Annotated in this window: 13 protein-coding genes; 8 read left to right on the top strand and 5 right to left on the bottom strand. The window is 68.9% G+C overall.

The annotated features are described in order from the left end of the window. Nucleotides 1-13 precede the first annotated feature (13 nt). On the bottom strand, nt 14-316 hold the full coding sequence (locus tag BMW26_RS15960) for a hypothetical protein (protein ID WP_053098017.1): 303 nt from the start codon (nt 314-316) through the stop codon (nt 14-16). Between the two features lie 157 nt (nt 317-473). Between BMW26_RS15960 and BMW26_RS15955 the strand changes: the two genes are divergently transcribed. Then, entirely contained in the window at nt 474-3,035 is a 2,562-nt protein-coding gene (locus tag BMW26_RS15955; RefSeq protein WP_072592386.1) for a rhamnogalacturonan lyase, read from the top strand. A 99-nt stretch (nt 3,036-3,134) separates the two neighbouring features. Here BMW26_RS15955 and BMW26_RS15950 read toward each other — a convergent pair whose 3' ends face one another. Beyond that, nucleotides 3,135-4,424, bottom strand: coding sequence for an Nramp family divalent metal transporter (locus BMW26_RS15950; protein ID WP_072592018.1), 1,290 nt, complete (start codon nt 4,422-4,424; stop codon nt 3,135-3,137). Nucleotides 4,425-4,493: 69 nt separating this feature from the next. Between BMW26_RS15950 and BMW26_RS15945 the strand changes: the two genes are divergently transcribed. Both BMW26_RS15945 and BMW26_RS15940 read left to right on the top strand, forming a co-directional pair. Further along, nucleotides 4,494-5,153 carry a TrmH family RNA methyltransferase gene (locus BMW26_RS15945; RefSeq protein WP_056280412.1) on the top strand — a complete coding sequence of 220 codons (660 nt, stop codon included), beginning with the start codon at nt 4,494-4,496 and terminating at the stop codon, nt 5,151-5,153. Nucleotides 5,154-5,224: 71 nt separating this feature from the next. Then, entirely contained in the window at nt 5,225-5,692 is a 468-nt protein-coding gene (locus tag BMW26_RS15940) for a VOC family protein (protein ID WP_053098014.1), read from the top strand. 74 nt (nt 5,693-5,766) lie between these two features. Here the strand turns inward: BMW26_RS15940 and BMW26_RS15935 are convergent, their stop codons facing one another. Beyond that, a complete protein-coding gene (locus BMW26_RS15935; protein WP_072592017.1) occupies nt 5,767-7,086 on the bottom strand; it encodes an MATE family efflux transporter in 1,320 nt (439 codons plus the stop codon). A gap of 112 nt (nt 7,087-7,198) precedes the next feature. Between BMW26_RS15935 and BMW26_RS15930 the strand changes: the two genes are divergently transcribed. The 4 genes from BMW26_RS15930 (at nt 7,199) to BMW26_RS15915 (ending at nt 11,313) form a co-directional block, all read left to right on the top strand. Continuing rightward, nucleotides 7,199-7,759: a J-domain-containing protein gene (locus tag BMW26_RS15930; RefSeq protein WP_072592016.1), complete on the top strand. Its 561-nt coding sequence runs from the start codon at nt 7,199-7,201 to the stop codon at nt 7,757-7,759. Between the two features lie 42 nt (nt 7,760-7,801). After that, on the top strand, nt 7,802-9,766 hold the full coding sequence (locus tag BMW26_RS15925; protein ID WP_072592015.1) for a M13 family metallopeptidase: 1,965 nt from the start codon (nt 7,802-7,804) through the stop codon (nt 9,764-9,766). A 180-nt stretch (nt 9,767-9,946) separates the two neighbouring features. Beyond that, nucleotides 9,947-10,870 (top strand): serine hydrolase, encoded by a 924-nt coding sequence (locus tag BMW26_RS15920; protein ID WP_072592014.1) that lies wholly within the window; start codon nt 9,947-9,949, stop codon nt 10,868-10,870. 47 nt (nt 10,871-10,917) lie between these two features. Beyond that, on the top strand, nt 10,918-11,313 hold the full coding sequence (locus tag BMW26_RS15915; protein WP_072592013.1) for a hypothetical protein: 396 nt from the start codon (nt 10,918-10,920) through the stop codon (nt 11,311-11,313). Nucleotides 11,314-11,364: 51 nt separating this feature from the next. On the opposite strand, the gene BMW26_RS15910 is transcribed toward BMW26_RS15915, so the two are convergent. Together BMW26_RS15910 and BMW26_RS15905 are read right to left on the bottom strand one after the other, a co-directional pair. Next, nucleotides 11,365-12,807 carry an MFS transporter gene (locus BMW26_RS15910; protein ID WP_072592012.1) on the bottom strand — a complete coding sequence of 481 codons (1,443 nt, stop codon included), beginning with the start codon at nt 12,805-12,807 and terminating at the stop codon, nt 11,365-11,367. 53 nt (nt 12,808-12,860) lie between these two features. Beyond that, on the bottom strand, nt 12,861-14,324 hold the full coding sequence (locus BMW26_RS15905; RefSeq protein WP_056280435.1) for a peptide MFS transporter: 1,464 nt from the start codon (nt 14,322-14,324) through the stop codon (nt 12,861-12,863). 91 nt (nt 14,325-14,415) lie between these two features. On the opposite strand from BMW26_RS15905, the gene BMW26_RS15900 reads away from it, so the two are divergent. Next, a complete protein-coding gene (locus BMW26_RS15900) occupies nt 14,416-15,105 on the top strand; it encodes a GNAT family N-acetyltransferase (protein WP_053098006.1) in 690 nt (229 codons plus the stop codon). The last annotated feature ends 15 nt before the right edge of the window (nt 15,106-15,120 follow it).

The raw sequence follows: 15,120 nt of genomic DNA, 5'->3' as shown, positions 1-15,120 counted from the left end.
CGTCCAGCCTAGATCAGGGGTTCGCGACGTCGACGAGGATGCCGAAGGCGACCTGGCCGGCGAAGAACACGATGAGGAAGCCCAGCAGAGCGGCGAAGAGCGAGAGGCGTCCGTCGAACCCCTCGATCTCGGCGATGCCGATCTTGCGGGCGCGGAAGGCCAGTACCAGCGTCGCGATGCCCAGCGCCAGCTGCACCCACGGGCCGCCGAACGGAAGCACGGTCGGGAAGGCGACGAGGAGGCCTCCGATCACGCCGGTCGCGATGCCGGTCCACGTGAGGATGCGGACGGTGCGGCGCGCGGGTTCGGCAGACATCCTTCGAGCCTAATCGCCTGGCGAGGGCGCCGCGGACGCTGTGAATCGTGTCAATCGGGCCCGATTCCTTGACGCGAGAGGAGCGCGGCGGTAGCTTCGACCGGGCACGGGAAAACGCTATCCGAGCGGGCTGCAGGCCCAGAGATGGATTTCGATGATGAACATCCGACACCGATCATTCCGCGCCGTCGTGGCGGTGGCCGCCGCCGGCTGCCTCGTCGCGGGTGGTGCGCAGAGCGCGGCAGCGGCGTCACCCGCAGCCCCGGCCGCGGGTCGCCACGATCACGGCACCCCGGCACCGCAACTCGAGTCGCTCGACCGCGGACTCGTCGCCGTCTCGACCGCCGAGGGCGTCTTCCTCAGCTGGCGACTCCTTGCGACCGAGACGACGGGCGCGACCGAGACCGGCCTCGCCGGCCCCGACTTCGCCGTCTATCGCGACGGGGCGAAGGTCGCCACGGTCACCGACAGCACGAACTACGCGGATGCCGGCGGCTCCGCCACCTCGGAGTACTCCGTCGTCCCCATCGTGAGCGGCATCGAGCTGACGGCATCCGCGTCGGCATCCGTCACCGCCTGGGCCGACGGTCACCACGACCTGTCCCTGCAGAAGCCGGCCGACGGGGTGACGCCGAAGGGCGAGGCCTACACCTACTCGGCGAACGATGTCTCCGTCGGCGACGTCGACGGCGACGGGCAGTACGAGTACGTCGTGAAGTGGGACCCCTCGAACTCGAAGGACGTCTCGCAGCGCGGCTACACCGGGCCGGTCTATCTCGACACCTACGAGCTCGACGGAACGCTGCTGAATCGCCTGGACCTCGGCGTGAACATCCGCGCCGGAGCGCACTACACGCAGTTCCTCGTCTACGACTTCGACGGCGACGGCCGGTCCGAGACCATGCTGAAGACGGCGCCCGGCACGAAGTCGGTGCAGTATGCCGACGACGGCTCGGTCGCGAGCGAGTCGTACATCACTCTCCCCAAGGACGACCGCAAGGCCGGGTACTCGAACGACGACGACTACCGCCTGAGTGCCGCGGACTACGAGCAGCGTCTGGTCGAGATGTTCCTCGGGTGGAGTGACCGCGAGGAGGTCGTGTCGGGCCAGTGGCCGGCCACTCTCGAAGAGGCGTGGGGCATGCCCGTGACGCACGACTACCCGCTCTCGCCGGAGGCCGCGCAGGAACTGGCGACCACCTTCATCGACGTGTACGCGCCGAGCCGCAGCGCGCGCAACCTGCTGCGGGAGTTCGAGGGCTTCATCGTCGACGGACCCGAATACCTCACGGTCTTCGACAGCGCGACCGGCAAGGAGCTGCAGACCATCCCGTATCCGACCGAGCGAGGAGACGACGGACTGCTGTGGGGTGACTACGCGATGTCGCGCATCGAGCCGGCGAACCGCGTCGACCGCTTCCTCGCCGGCGTCGGATACCTCGACGGGCAGCATCCGTCGGCCGTCTTCGCTCGCGGGTACTACACGCGCACGACCGTCACGGCCTTCGACTGGGACGGCAAGCGCCTCACGGAGCGGTGGGACGTCGACAGCGGCCACGTGCCGATGACGAACCCGTTCAACGACTCCCCGCACGGCCGTGACGGCATCGACCCCGAGTTCGGCACGATCACGACGCAGGGCGATCACTCGCTGAGCTTCGCCGACGTGGATGCCGACGGAAAGCAGGAGCTCGTCTACGGATCGGCGACGATCGACGACGACGGCAGCCTGCTGTACAGCTCGTTCGACGTGCTCCCCGAGGGCAGCGCCGATCCCGGGGCGACCGTGCGCCTGGGCCATGGCGACGCCATGCACGTGACCGATATCGACCCCAGCCGCCCCGGCCTCGAGATCTGGACGGCCCACGAGGGTGCGACGAGCGCACCGTACGGGTCGGTGATGCGTGATGCCGCGACCGGAGAGTCCCTGTTCGGGGCGTACTCGGGTCGCGACACCGGTCGCGCCATGATCGGCGACGTGCGTCCCGACGTGCCGGGTATCGAGGTGTGGTCGAGCATGCCAGGCGGCACCGAGGGCAGCGGACTCCTGAGCGCGACCGGCGAGGTGCTGCAGCCGGAGACGCCAGGCACCAACATGTCGATCCGCTGGGCGGGCGACCTGACGACGCAGCTCGTGAACGGCAGCGGCGCCCAGACGCCGACCATCGACGACTGGACCCGCGGGACGCTGGTCACCGCGACCGGAACGCTCACGAACAACGGCACGAAAGGCAACCCGTCGCTCGTCGCCGATGTGCTGGGGGACTGGCGTGAGGAGCTGCTCGTGCGCACCGCGGACTCGAGCGCGCTGCGGTTCTTCACGACGACCGAGCCGACGGCGCACAAGCTCACGACCCTGATGCACGACGTGCAGTACCGGGCCGAGACCGCGCGTCAGCAGACCACCTACAACCAGCCCGCGTACACCTCGTACTACCTGGCGAGCGACATCGACTGGTCGCAGGTGCCGGTGCTGACCGCGCCGACGACTCCGAAGGCTCCGACCTTCACCGACAAGCCGGGCACCTCCCGCGACGAGGTGAAGGTGCCGAAGAACGTGACAGGCATCAGCTACTACGTCAACGGCGAGAAGGTCGAGGCGCGGGGCGGCAAGGTGAAGGTGACGGGAGAGGTGACCGTCGTCGCCGTCCCCGAGCCCGGATGGCGCATCGCCGACGGCGCGACCTCGCAGTGGACCGAGACTCTCCGCTCTCGCTGACGGCGCGGTGACAGGACGCCGCCCCGAGTCGACTCTTCCCGTGCCGGCTCGGGGCGGTTCTGCGCGCAAGGGTCGTGCTGCGCGCGCGAGGCCGGTCGCTCAGGCGCCCGTCAGCACCAACCAGAGCAGGGCGCCATTGAGCGCGATGAGCAGAACGGATGCCACGATGCCCGCCGCCGTCGTCCAGGTGCGATTCGCCCAGACGCCGAGCGTGCGACGCTGCGCGGTGAGCGCGACGAGGGGGATCAGCGCGAACGGGATGCCGAATGAGAGGACGACCTGGCTGAGCACCAGCGCCAGCGTGGGATCGAAGCCGATGCCGAGGATCACCAGCGCGGGGATCAGGGTCACGAGTCGACGCGCGAGAAGCGGGATGCGCACGTGCAACAGGCCGTGCATGATCTCCGCTCCCGCGTATGCCCCGACGGATGTCGAGGCGAGACCGGAGGCCAGCAGCCCGACCGCGAAGAAGGTCGCGACGACAGGCCCGAGTCCCGCGGCGAGCGCGGCATGGGCGCCTTCGAGCGAATCCGTCCCCTCGACACCGGCCAGGTTGGCGGCCGCGAGCAGCAGGATGCCGAGGTTGACGGTGCCCGCGATCACCATCGCGATCGAGACGTCCCAGCGGGTCGCCGTGAGCAGGCGACGGATGCGCGAGGTCTCGGTTCGCGCAGTCTCCGTCGGCCCGTGCGCCGCGGCGGCACCGAACCGATCGCGAGTGAGCGAGGAGTGCGCGTAGATCGCGTGCGGCATGATCGTCGCGCCGAGGATGGAGGCGGCGAGGAGCACCGATCCGGTGCCCTCGAAACGGGGCACCAGGCCACCGACGATGCTCGCGGCATCCGGCGGTGCGATGAAGAGCCCGGCGACGAAGCCGACCGCGATGATCACCATGAGCCCGATGATCACGAACTCGAAGGGCCGAGCGCCGCGGCGGCTCTGCACCGTCAGCAGGACCATCGACACGGCGCCGGTGATGATCCCTCCGAGCAGCAGCGGGATGTCGAACAGAAGGTAGAGGGCGACCGCGCCGCCGATGACCTCGGCCAGATCTGTCGCCATCGCGACGAGCTCGGCCTGCAGCCAGTAGGCCCGACGGGCCCACGGCCTCGTGAGTCGCGCACCCAGAACCTCGGGGAGGCTCTGCCCCGTGACGACGCCGAGCTTCGCCGACAGGTACTGGATCAGCCAGGCCATCACGTTGCCCGCCACCACGACCCAGACCAGCAGGTACCCGTACTGCGCGCCGGCGGTCATGTTGCTCGCGACGTTGCCCGGATCGAGATACGCGACACCGGCGACCAGCGCGGGTCCGAGGAGCCAGAGGCTGCGGGGCGCGGTGGCGCGGGTGGGCGTCGGCCCCTTCTCGACGACAGCATTTTTCGGCATGCCGAAATCGTAGCGGATATTTCGGTGTACCTAAATCGCTGTTGCGGATGCGCCGGATAGCCTGGCTGGATGGATGAGCAGGCGCCCGCGGATGCAGCGGAGACAGGCGGATCGTCGGCCCAGCCCGGATACGGGGTCGGACCCTGGCCCGGCGGCGAGGTCGAGTGGCCCGCGGGGGAGCAGTACGACCCCGAGCTGCTGGCCGTCGGAGACACGCGTAACGTGATCGATCGCTACCGCTACTGGCGGATGGACGCGATCGTCGCCGACCTCGACACCAAGCGGCATCCGTTCCACGTGGCCATCGAGAACTGGCAGCACGACATGAACATCGGCTCGATCGTGCGCAGCGCCAACGCGTTCCTCGCCGACACCGTGCACATCATCGGCCGGCGCCGGTGGAACAAGCGGGGCGCCATGGTCACCGACCGCTATCAGCACGTCGTGCACCATGAGGACGTCGAGGCCTTCACCGCCTGGGCGACCGCCGAAGGCCTGCCGATCATCGCCGTCGACAACGTCGAGGGCGCAGTGCCCGTCGACCGCGCGGATCTGCCGCAGAGCTGCGTGCTGCTGTTCGGTCAGGAGGGCCCGGGCCTCTCGGATGCCGCGCTCGCCGCGGCATCCGCCCACATCGAGATCACGCAGTACGGCTCGACCCGGTCGATCAACGCGAGCGCGGCCGCCGCGGTGATCATGTACGAGTGGTGCCGGAGGCATGCGGGCTGACGGCGGCGTCGGACCCTCTCGACACGATGCCTGCTCGGGCGTAGCGTGAGTGCCGATCTGAGGAGGTCGACATGGCAGCGATCAGTTCCATCCGCCCGTTTCTCTGGTTCGACGGGCGGGCGCAGGAGGCGATGGAGTACTACGTCTCGGTGTTCCCGAACTCGTCGATCGACCAGGTGGTCCTGTACCCCGACGAATCGCTCGATCGACATTTCGAGGGCATGAGCGGCAAGGTCCTCAACGGCGACTTCACCCTGAACGGCTCGCCGTTCGGCTGCCTCGACGGAGGCCCCGAGTTCGCGTTCAACGAGTCGATCTCCTTCGTGATCGGGTGCGAGGATCAGGCCGAGATCGACCACTACTGGCAAGCCCTCTCGGCCGTGCCGGACTCGGAGGCCTGCGGCTGGTGCAAGGACAGGTTCGGAGTGAGCTGGCAGGTCGTGCCGGCCGGTCTGGATCTGCTCCAGCAGAGGCCAGAGCAGATTCAGGCGCTCATGCACATGAAGAAGATCGTGATCGCCGAGCTCGAGAACGCCTGATCCCTCGCGGCATCCTCAGTTCCCGAGATTCCGGGATACGTGTAGACGTCCGGATTCGCGGCGATCGTGCAGTGCTAGACGCCGGCGGTGACCCAGCGACCCGAGCGCACGCGCCAGCCGAGAGTGCCCAGCCGAGCGAGCAGGTAGATGCCGAAGAAGGCGATGGCGAGCCAGATGAGGCCCGCTGACGCATCGACTCCGCTCGCGGCGATGATCCAGAGTGCCGGCAGGAACGGCACGAGATTGATCCCGCCGGCGATCGCGAGGTAGCGCGCGTCGTTCGCCCCCATCAGCACTCCGTCGAGCACGAACACCACCCCGGCGATCGGCTGCGCGAGCGCGAGGATCAGCAGCGCCGGCTGCACGAGCGCCGCGATCTCGGCGTCGCCGGTGAACACGACCCCGAGGACTCCGGAGAGTGCAGCGATGACAGCCCCGACCACGACGCCGAACCACGCGCCCCAGGCCACGGTGCGTTTCAGCACCCGATGCACCTGTCGCTCGTCGCCGGCACCGAGCTCTTTGCCGATCAGCGCCTGTGCGGCGATCGCCAGCGCGTCGAGCGCGAATGCCGCCGCCGAGAAGATCGTGAAGACGATCTGCCATCCGGCGAGCTCCTCGGTGCCGATGCCGGTGGCGACGGCGACCGTCGCGAGCAGAGCGACGCGCAGGCTCACGGTGCGCAGGAACAGCCAGCCGCCCGAGCGCGCTGTGCTGCCCATGCCGTCCCGTCGGGCTTTCAACGATGCGTCATGCCTCGCCGCGAGCCGCCGGATCACGAGGACGTATGCGCCGACCATGCCCCACTGGGCGACGACCGTGCCGGCCGCCGAGCCGGCGATGCCCCAGCCCAGCCCGTAGATGAACACCACGTTGAGCAGCGCGTTGGCCCCGAACCCGAGGCCGGCGATCCACAGGGGAGTCATGGTGTCCTGCATCCCGCGCAGCAGCCCGGTCGCGGCGAACACGATGAGCATGGCCGGGAGCCCCCACATCGAGACGACGAGATAGGCGTTGGCATCGGCGGCCACGGCGTCGCTCGCGCCGAACAGCGAGACCAGCCAGGGGGAGGATGCCGCGCCTGCGGCGGCGAGCACGGCCCCGATCGCGAGGGCGAGCCACATGCCGTTGATCCCGACCGAGACGGCCTCGCCCGGTCTGCCGGCGCCGAACAGTCGGGCCACCGCCGGGGTCGTCGAGTAGGCGAGGAAGACCATGAGTCCGACGATCGTCTGCAGCACCGCACCCGCGATGCCCAGGCCCGCGAGCGGCGTCGTGCCGAGATGTCCGACCAGCGCCGCGTCGACGATGAGGAACGCCGGTTCTGCGATCAGGGCGCCGAGCGCGGGGACGGCGAGGCGCAGGATCTCGCGGTTGAGAGTGCGCTCGGTCATCCTCCGAGCCTATGGGCTGGCGCGGACAGCAGGCGGTGCAGCACGCCCGCTCCGCCCTCCGGATCCGGTGCGGTCGTACCCTGGAAGGACCAGGATGCGACGGAGGTGCATCATGACGGATCCACGGGAGGCCGCGGCGCGGTACCGTGCGCGGCAGCGAAGCCGGGGGGACGGCGAGGACGACAGCGAGTCCGGTGCAGAGCCGGGCATCGCCGCAGCGACGGATCGAGCCGCCTTCATCGAGACGGCGATCCAGGTCGCGATCCGCCGGGGCGATTTCGACGATCTCCCCGGTGCGGGCAAGCCCCTCGAGGGACTCGGAACGCACCACGACCCCGACTGGTGGATCCGACGCAAGATCGAGCAGGAGAACCTGACGGGTCTCGGTCCGCCGGCGATCCTGTTGCGCACCGAGGATCGCGAGCTCGACGACCAGCTCGACCTGCTCGGTCGCGAGGCCGACGTGCGGTCGGTGCTCGAGGACTTCAACGGTCGGGTGCTCGAGGCCCGACGCCAGCTGCAGGGCGGTCCGCCTGTCGTGACGAGTCCACGCGACATCGACGCCGAGGTGGCGGCGTGGGCCGAGCGACGCGCGGCGCGCTTCGCGGCGCGTGCTGCGGAGACGCCGGAGCGGCCCCGGCGACGACGGTTCGGCCTCCGGCGCAGGGCGTGACCCATCCCCCCGAATGTCGGAGCGACGCATAGGCTGGTCGGCATGACCGACGTGCTCCCCTCTGGCCTTGAGACCTCCGAGTTCAGCTCCGACATCCGCCCGCAGGACGACCTCTACCGCCATGTCAACGGCGCCTGGCTCTCCCGCACCGAGATCCCCGGCGACAAGGCGCGGTGGGGGTCCTTCCATCTGCTGGCCGAGCAGGCGGAGAAGGACGTCAGGGCGATCATCGAGGAGTCGCAGGATGCCGAGCCCGGCACTCTCGCCCGCAAGATCGGCGACCTGTTCGCCAGCTTCATGGACACCGAGCGCATCGCCGCCGCCGGGGCGACGCCCCTCGCCGAGACGCTCGCCGAGATCGACGCGATCGACGGCATCCCCGCGTTCCTGCGCACGGTCGGCGCCTACGATCGCGACGGCCGGGCGCACCTGATCGGGTTCTACGTCGACGGCGACCCGGGCAACCCGGAGCGCTACCTCCCGGTGGTCGTGCAGTCGGGCCTGTCGCTGCCGGACGAGAGCTACTTCCGGCTCGACACCTTCGCCGAGACCCGGGCGGCGTACCGCGCGCACCTCGAGCGACTGCTCGCGCTCGCCGGAGTCGCGGATGCCGCGGGCACCGCCGACCGCTCGATCGCCCTTGAGACCGAGCTCGCCGGGCACCACTGGGACAACGTGCGCAGCCGCGATGCCGTCGCCACGTACAACCTGAAGACCTGGGCCGAGATCCAGGAGCTCGCCGGTGTCGACCTCGATCCGTGGCGCGATGCCGTCGCTCCCGGTCGCCCCGAGGCGTTCGCCGAGGTCGTGGTCTCGCAGCCGAGCTTTCTCGAAGGCCTCGGGTCGCTGCTGACCGCCGAGCGTCTCGACGAGTGGAAGGCCTGGCTGCGCGCCCAGGTCGTGCATGCCGCGGCTCCGTATCTGACCGACGACTTCGTGCAGGAGAACTTCTCGTTCTACGGCACCGAGCTCACCGGCGTCCCCTCGATCCGCGAGCGCTGGAAGCGCGGTGTCTCGGTGACCGAGAGCGCGCTGAGCGAGGCGATCGGCAAGGTCTACGTCGAGCGGCACTACCCGCCGACGGCGAAGGCCGCGATGGATGAGCTCGTCGGCAACCTCATCGAGGCCTACCGGCAGAGCATCACCGACCTCGAATGGATGACGGCCGAGACCCGCGAACGAGCACTCGCCAAGCTCGACTCCTTCACGCCGAAGATCGGGCACCCTGCCGTGTGGCGCGACTACTCGAGCCTCGAGATCGACCGCGCCGACCTGTTCGGCAACGTGCGCCGTGCGGCGATCTTCGAGCACGACCGCAACGTCGCGAAGGTCGGCAAGCCGATCGACCGTGACGAATGGCACATGCCGCCGCAGATGGTCAACGCCTACTACAACCCCTCGATGAACGAGATCGTGTTCCCGGCGGCGATCCTGCAGTACCCGTTCTTCGACGCGTCGCGCGACGCGGCCGCCAACTACGGCGGCATCGGCGCGGTCATCGGTCACGAGATCGGTCACGGATTCGACGACCAGGGCAGCCGTTACGACGGTGACGGCAAGCTCGAGGACTGGTGGACGGATGCCGATCGCTCCGCGTTCGAGCAGCGCACCAAGGCCCTCATCGCGCAGTACGACGAACTCGTGCCTGAAGGCCTCGCCGCCGAGCACCACGTCAACGGAGCGCTGACGATCGGTGAGAACATCGGCGACCTGGGCGGTCTCGGCATCGCGCTCAAGGCGTACGAGATCGCACTCGACGGCGCCGAGGCGCCGGTCATCGACGGCTACACCGGCGTGCAGCGCCTCCTGCTGTCGTGGGCGCAGGTCTGGCAGCAGAAGAGCCGCGACGCCGAGACGCTGCGCCTGCTCACGATCGATCCGCACTCTCCGAACGAGTTCCGGTGCAACCAGATCGTCCGCAACATCGATGCGTTCTACGAGGCGTTCGACGTGACCGAGACCGACGCGCTGTGGCTGCCGCAGGACTCGCGCGTGACCATCTGGTGAGCGCTCCGGCCTCGGCGGTCGCGCCGGGTCGGGGTGCCCTGCTGTCTGCCGGATGACGTTCTGATGACCGTATACCGGAGTATGTAGGGCATCCTCACCTGGCGGGGTTACGATATCCGTGCTGCGGCGGATGGACACCGCAGCATCCCGCCAATCCAACCCCCCTGTTAAGGATCACGCGTGGGTGCTTCCGAGCCTGCCGACGGCCCGCCGCTGGCCTCGCTGCGCCGCTCTCAGCGGACCAGCCGACGCTTGCCGCGCCGTGCTGCCGCAGGGCGCAGGTCGTTCACCTCGACCTTGCGGGCGCTCGAACAGCTGGCGGATGCCGGGGCCCAGGTATCGGTGCATGTCGTCGATCTCGACAACCACACGCACGTCCTCGCGGGCGACGACCATGTGACCATGCCGGTCGCCGGACTCGGTGTCGTGCCCCTGCTGATCGAGGTGGCGGCCGCGTTCGAGGCGGGCACGCTCGATCCGCTCGAGATCGTCGAGCGCACCGCCGTCGATCCGGTGTCGACGTCGGGGCTCTGGCGCCACCTGCACGCGCCCGCCCTCCCACTCGAAGACCTCGCCGTGCTCGCGGCCACGGCCGGCGACCCCATCGCGGTCAACGCTCTGCTGCAGCGGGTCGGCCACGACCGGGTGCGCGAGCGCATCGAGGCTCTCGGACTGCGCCGCACCGCCGTTCTCGACCGATTCCGTGACGAGCGAGGCCCCGATGATGCCCCGCACGTCGCCGTGGGCTCTGCACGCGAGTTCGCGGGTCTCTTCTCGGCGCTCGTGAATTCCCAGGTGGTGGGGGCGTCGGTGAGCGCTCAGGTGTCCGAGTGGCTGAGCCTCAATCAGGATCTGAGCCTGGTGGCATCCGCGACCGGCCTCGACCCGTTCGCACACGACCACGACGCGCACGGCCTGCTGTTCATCAACAAGACCGGCCGCGACCGCGGCGTGCGTGCCGAAGCGGGAGTGCTCGCCGGGCCGCGCGCGGGTGTGGCCTACTCCCTGATCGTCTGCTTCGACGATCTGTCGATCACGCACCGACTCCGCGCGCACGACGCCTTCCGCGTCCTCGGGGTCGAGCTCATGGAGTACACCCACTGATCGCATTCCACGCCCGACGCGACGTCGGCCGCGGTTAGCATCGAGCAATGCCCCGTACAGACTGGAACCCGCATCGTCGTGATGACGGAGAACTGCTCGGTTGGATCCATCCGGAAGGCGAGGCCTGGGTCGCGATCGATGTGCTCGGGCGCGCGGTGTCCGGGCCGACGGAGTGGCTCGACGCCGAGGCGGCCCTGGAGTACCACGGGATCGCGTGGCTCGCCGACCCGTGGATGCTCGAGGGCGAGGCCGAGCGCCCCCTGCGCGTGCGCATCGTCGAGGTCACGCCCGATGGCGAGGGGAGATCGGGGCGCATCGTGGTGAAGGTCGACGACTTCGGCGACATCACTCGTCCCGCCACGCATCAGTACGTGCTCTCCTGGCCCGCCCCTGATCGGCTGCGGACGCCATCGCCGACGGATCCCGATCCGCGGGCGTTCTGACCCGACCGTTCGTGGACTGCGGGCGCCGGCGTGCGCGGTGTGCGTGCGCGGTCAGCCCGGCAGCGAGGGGTGCTGCTCGGACGAGCGCTGGCGGGGGATGAACAGCGACAGGACGAGAGCGACGATTCCGGCGGCGATCGCGAGCCAGAAGCACACGTCGAACGCCGCCCTCGTCGGCACGGATACCCCGCCGACGTCGATGCTCATCGCGGCCAGCACGCCGCCCATCACGGCAGACGCGCTCGACGTGCCGACCGAGCGGAAGAGGGCGTTGAGTCCGTTCGAGGCGCCGGTCTCGTTCGCGGGCACCGACCGCATGATGATCATCGGCATGGCGGCGAATGTGAAGCCGATGCCGACGCCGATCAGCAGGTTGCCCACCAGGATGTGCCACACCTCGCTCGACCACACGAGCACGAAGACGTACGCGAGCACGATGGCTCCCGCGCCGACGGTGAACAGCGGACGAGGTCCGACGGTGCGCTCGAGCCATCCCGACAGGGGTGAGATCACCATCATCACGAGGCCGGCGGGCATGATGATCAGCGACGCCGAGACCATGTCGAGCCCGAAGCCCGCACCCGAGGCCGCGGGGCCCTCGAGCAGCTGCGGGAACGTCACGTTCGACGCGAACAGCGCGAAGCCCATCCCGATCGCGGCGATGTTGGTGAAGAGCACGGCGGGGCGCGCGGCGACCCGCAGATCGAGGAGCGGATCGTTCGTCCGCAGCTGGTACCAGCCCCAGACGAGCAGTACGCCCACGCCGCCGATGATGCAGGTGAGGGTCAGCGGTGCCGTCCAGCCCCACTCGGCACCGCGAGACACGAACAGCAGGATGCCGGTGAGTCCGATCGCGAGTCCGATGGCGCCGAGCACATCGAGGCGTCCCGGGAACCGCAGCACATCCTCGGGGATCACGAGCAGCACCAGCGCGAGACCCACGACGCCGAGAGCCGCGGCGAGCCAGAACAGCCAGTGCCAGTCCGCGTTCACGGCCAGCAGCGCGGCGACCGGCATCCCGATCGCGCCTCCGACGCCCATGGTCGCGCTCATCAGGGCGACGGCCGTGCCCAGGCGTTCGGGAGGCAGCACGTCGCGCATGATCGCGATGCCGAGCGGCACCACACCCGTCACCGCGCCTTGGAGCGCTCGACCGATGATGACTCCGATGATCGAGCCCGACAGTGCGGCGATCAGGGAGCCGAGAATGAGCAGCCCGAGCAGCACGATCACCACTCGGCGCTTGCCGTACATGTCGCCGAGCCGGCCCGAGATCGGAGTGGCGACGGCGGCGACGAGCAGCGTGATCGTGACGACCCAGGTGGTGTCCTCGCGAGACGCGTTCAGCAGGCGCGGCAGCTCGGCCTGCAGGGGCACGACGAGCGTGAACATGAACGACGAGCAGAGGCCCGCGAAGGCCAGGACGGCGACGATGGCCCACTTGGGTGGTGTTCGGGAGAGTCTTCTGCGCGCGCGATCTTCGTTCTCTCCCATCGCTTCAGGCTATCGGCGTCTGCGACACCGGAGGCGCGAGAACGATGCGATCGTCAGCTCACGCCCTTCATCAGTCGCAGCACCGGCTTGACGGCGAACAGCAGACCGAGGCCGACCACGATCGCTATCGCGCCGAGGATCGAGAAGTACGGCACCTCGTTCTTCGGGTCGTAGAACTGCACGAGCCAGCCCGAGATCGCGGTGCCGAGTGCGATCGACAGGAAGAACAGCGCCACCATCTGGGTGTGGAACACCTTCGGCGCGAGCTTCGTCGTGACCGACAGCCCCACGGGAGAGATGAGCAGCTCGGCCACGGTGAACACGAAGAGGATGCCGACGATCGCGAGCAGGGGCGTGGAGTTGGCGCCGCCGCCTGCGAACGGCAGGAACAGCAGGAACGCCGCACCCATGATGATCGCTCCCAGTGCGAACTTCACCGGGGTGGAGGGCTGGCGCGGGCCGAGGCGCGTCCAGATCGCCGCGAAGACGCCGGACAGGATGATGATGAACACGGGGTTGATCGACTGGACCCACGAGACGGGCATCTCGAATCCGAAGATGTTGCGGTCGAGGCGCTCGTCGGAATAGACCGTGAGCACGGTGAACTGCTGCTGGTACAGCGACCAGAACGCGACGCTCGTGATGAAGAGCGGCAGGAATCCCCACACGCGGGAGCGCTCGGTGCCGTCGATCCGCCGACTGCTGAGGATGACGGCGAAGTACGCGACCGTCGCGATGATGGTTCCGATGATGACGATGTCCGCCAGGTTGTCGGCCTGGATCACGCCGATGAGCACCAGCACCGCGATGAGCGCGACGGCTGCGACCGCGACGATCGCGACCAGCGGATAGCGCGACCGGGGGAGCGGGTTCGGCACGCGGCGCGCCTCGTCCGGCAGCGCCTTGCGGCCGAAGGAGTACTGCACCAGCCCCAGCGTCATCCCGATCGCGGCGAGGCCGAAGCCATAGTGGAATCCGAGCGACGACTGCAGGATGCCGGTGAGGATCGGACCCAGGAAGGCCCCGAGGTTGATGCCGAGGTAGAACAGCGAGAATCCGGCATCCCGGCGGGTGTCGTCGGCGCTGTAGAGGGTTCCGACGACCGACGTGGCGTTCGCCTTGAGGCCACCGGATCCGAGGGCGACGAGCACGAGCCCGACGCCGACTCCGATGAACCCGGGAAGCAGGGCCAGGGCGACGTGCCCGCCGACGATCACGATCGCACTGATGAACAGCACTCGCTCCGACCCCAGCATCCGGTCGGCGATCCACGCGCCGAGGATGGTCGAGAGGTAGACCGACCCTCCATAGGCGCCGACGATGCCGCCGGCGACGGCCTGCGAGAGTCCGAGGCCGCCCTCGCTGACCGAGAAGTACAGGTAGATCAGCAGGATTCCCTGCATGCCGTAGAAGCTGAAGCGCTCCCACATCTCGACTCCGAAGATGTGGACGAGCGCCCAGGGCTGCCCGAAGAACCTGGTGTCGGACTTCTCGGCGGTCGTATCGCTGGTTGACATCCCTCCACGGTACGCCCGCTCGCGGCATGGTTCCCAGACCGTTCGCGTCGCTCGATTCCGAAAACGGCGACCGGAGGGGCAGACTGGGGGCGTGCGAACCATCCGTGATCTGGACACCGTTGAACTCATCATCGACGCGCAGGGCCTGCTCGACTCCATCCGGGGCCCCGAGCGCGTGATCGACGCCGGCACGCTGCGCGCCCTGCAGCAATCCGGCAACTACGTCGTCGGCCTCTTCGACGCCGAGAGCGGCGAAGAGCGGATGGTGGGCGCGTCGATCGCGTTCTTCGGCGCACCTGGACGCCGGGCGATGCACTCGCACATCACGGCACTGCTGCCCGACTACCGCGGACGCGGGTGGGGGCGCGAGCTCAAGGAGCACCAGCGTCAGTGGGCGTTCTCGCGCGATGTCGGCCGCATCACCTGGACGTTCGATCCGCTCGTCGCCCGCAACGCGCACTTCTTCCTCACCGTTCTCGGCGCACGTGTCACCGGATACTCCGTCAACCGCTACGGCATCTTCGGCGGCGGGGATGCCGGGGACGAGAGCGACCGACTCGACGTCGAGTGGGCTCTCGCCGACATCGCCAAGCCACCGGCATCCGACGCGATCGTCGAGACGCTGGAGATCCCCTCGGACATCGAGACCATGCGCATCGAGGATCCGGAGGCGGCGCATGAGTGGCGTACGCGGCTGCGCGCGCAGATGGAGGGGCTGCTGGGCAGCGGCCTCGCTCTCTCGGGGTTCGATGTCGAGAAGGGCTACCTCTTCACGGCCTGAGCGCCGCACACCTGG

Origin of the sequence: Microbacterium sp. 1.5R (genome assembly GCF_001889265.1) — a bacterium.
Classification (GTDB): domain Bacteria; phylum Actinomycetota; class Actinomycetes; order Actinomycetales; family Microbacteriaceae; genus Microbacterium.
This window is presented reverse-complemented; position numbering and strand designations above follow the sequence as displayed.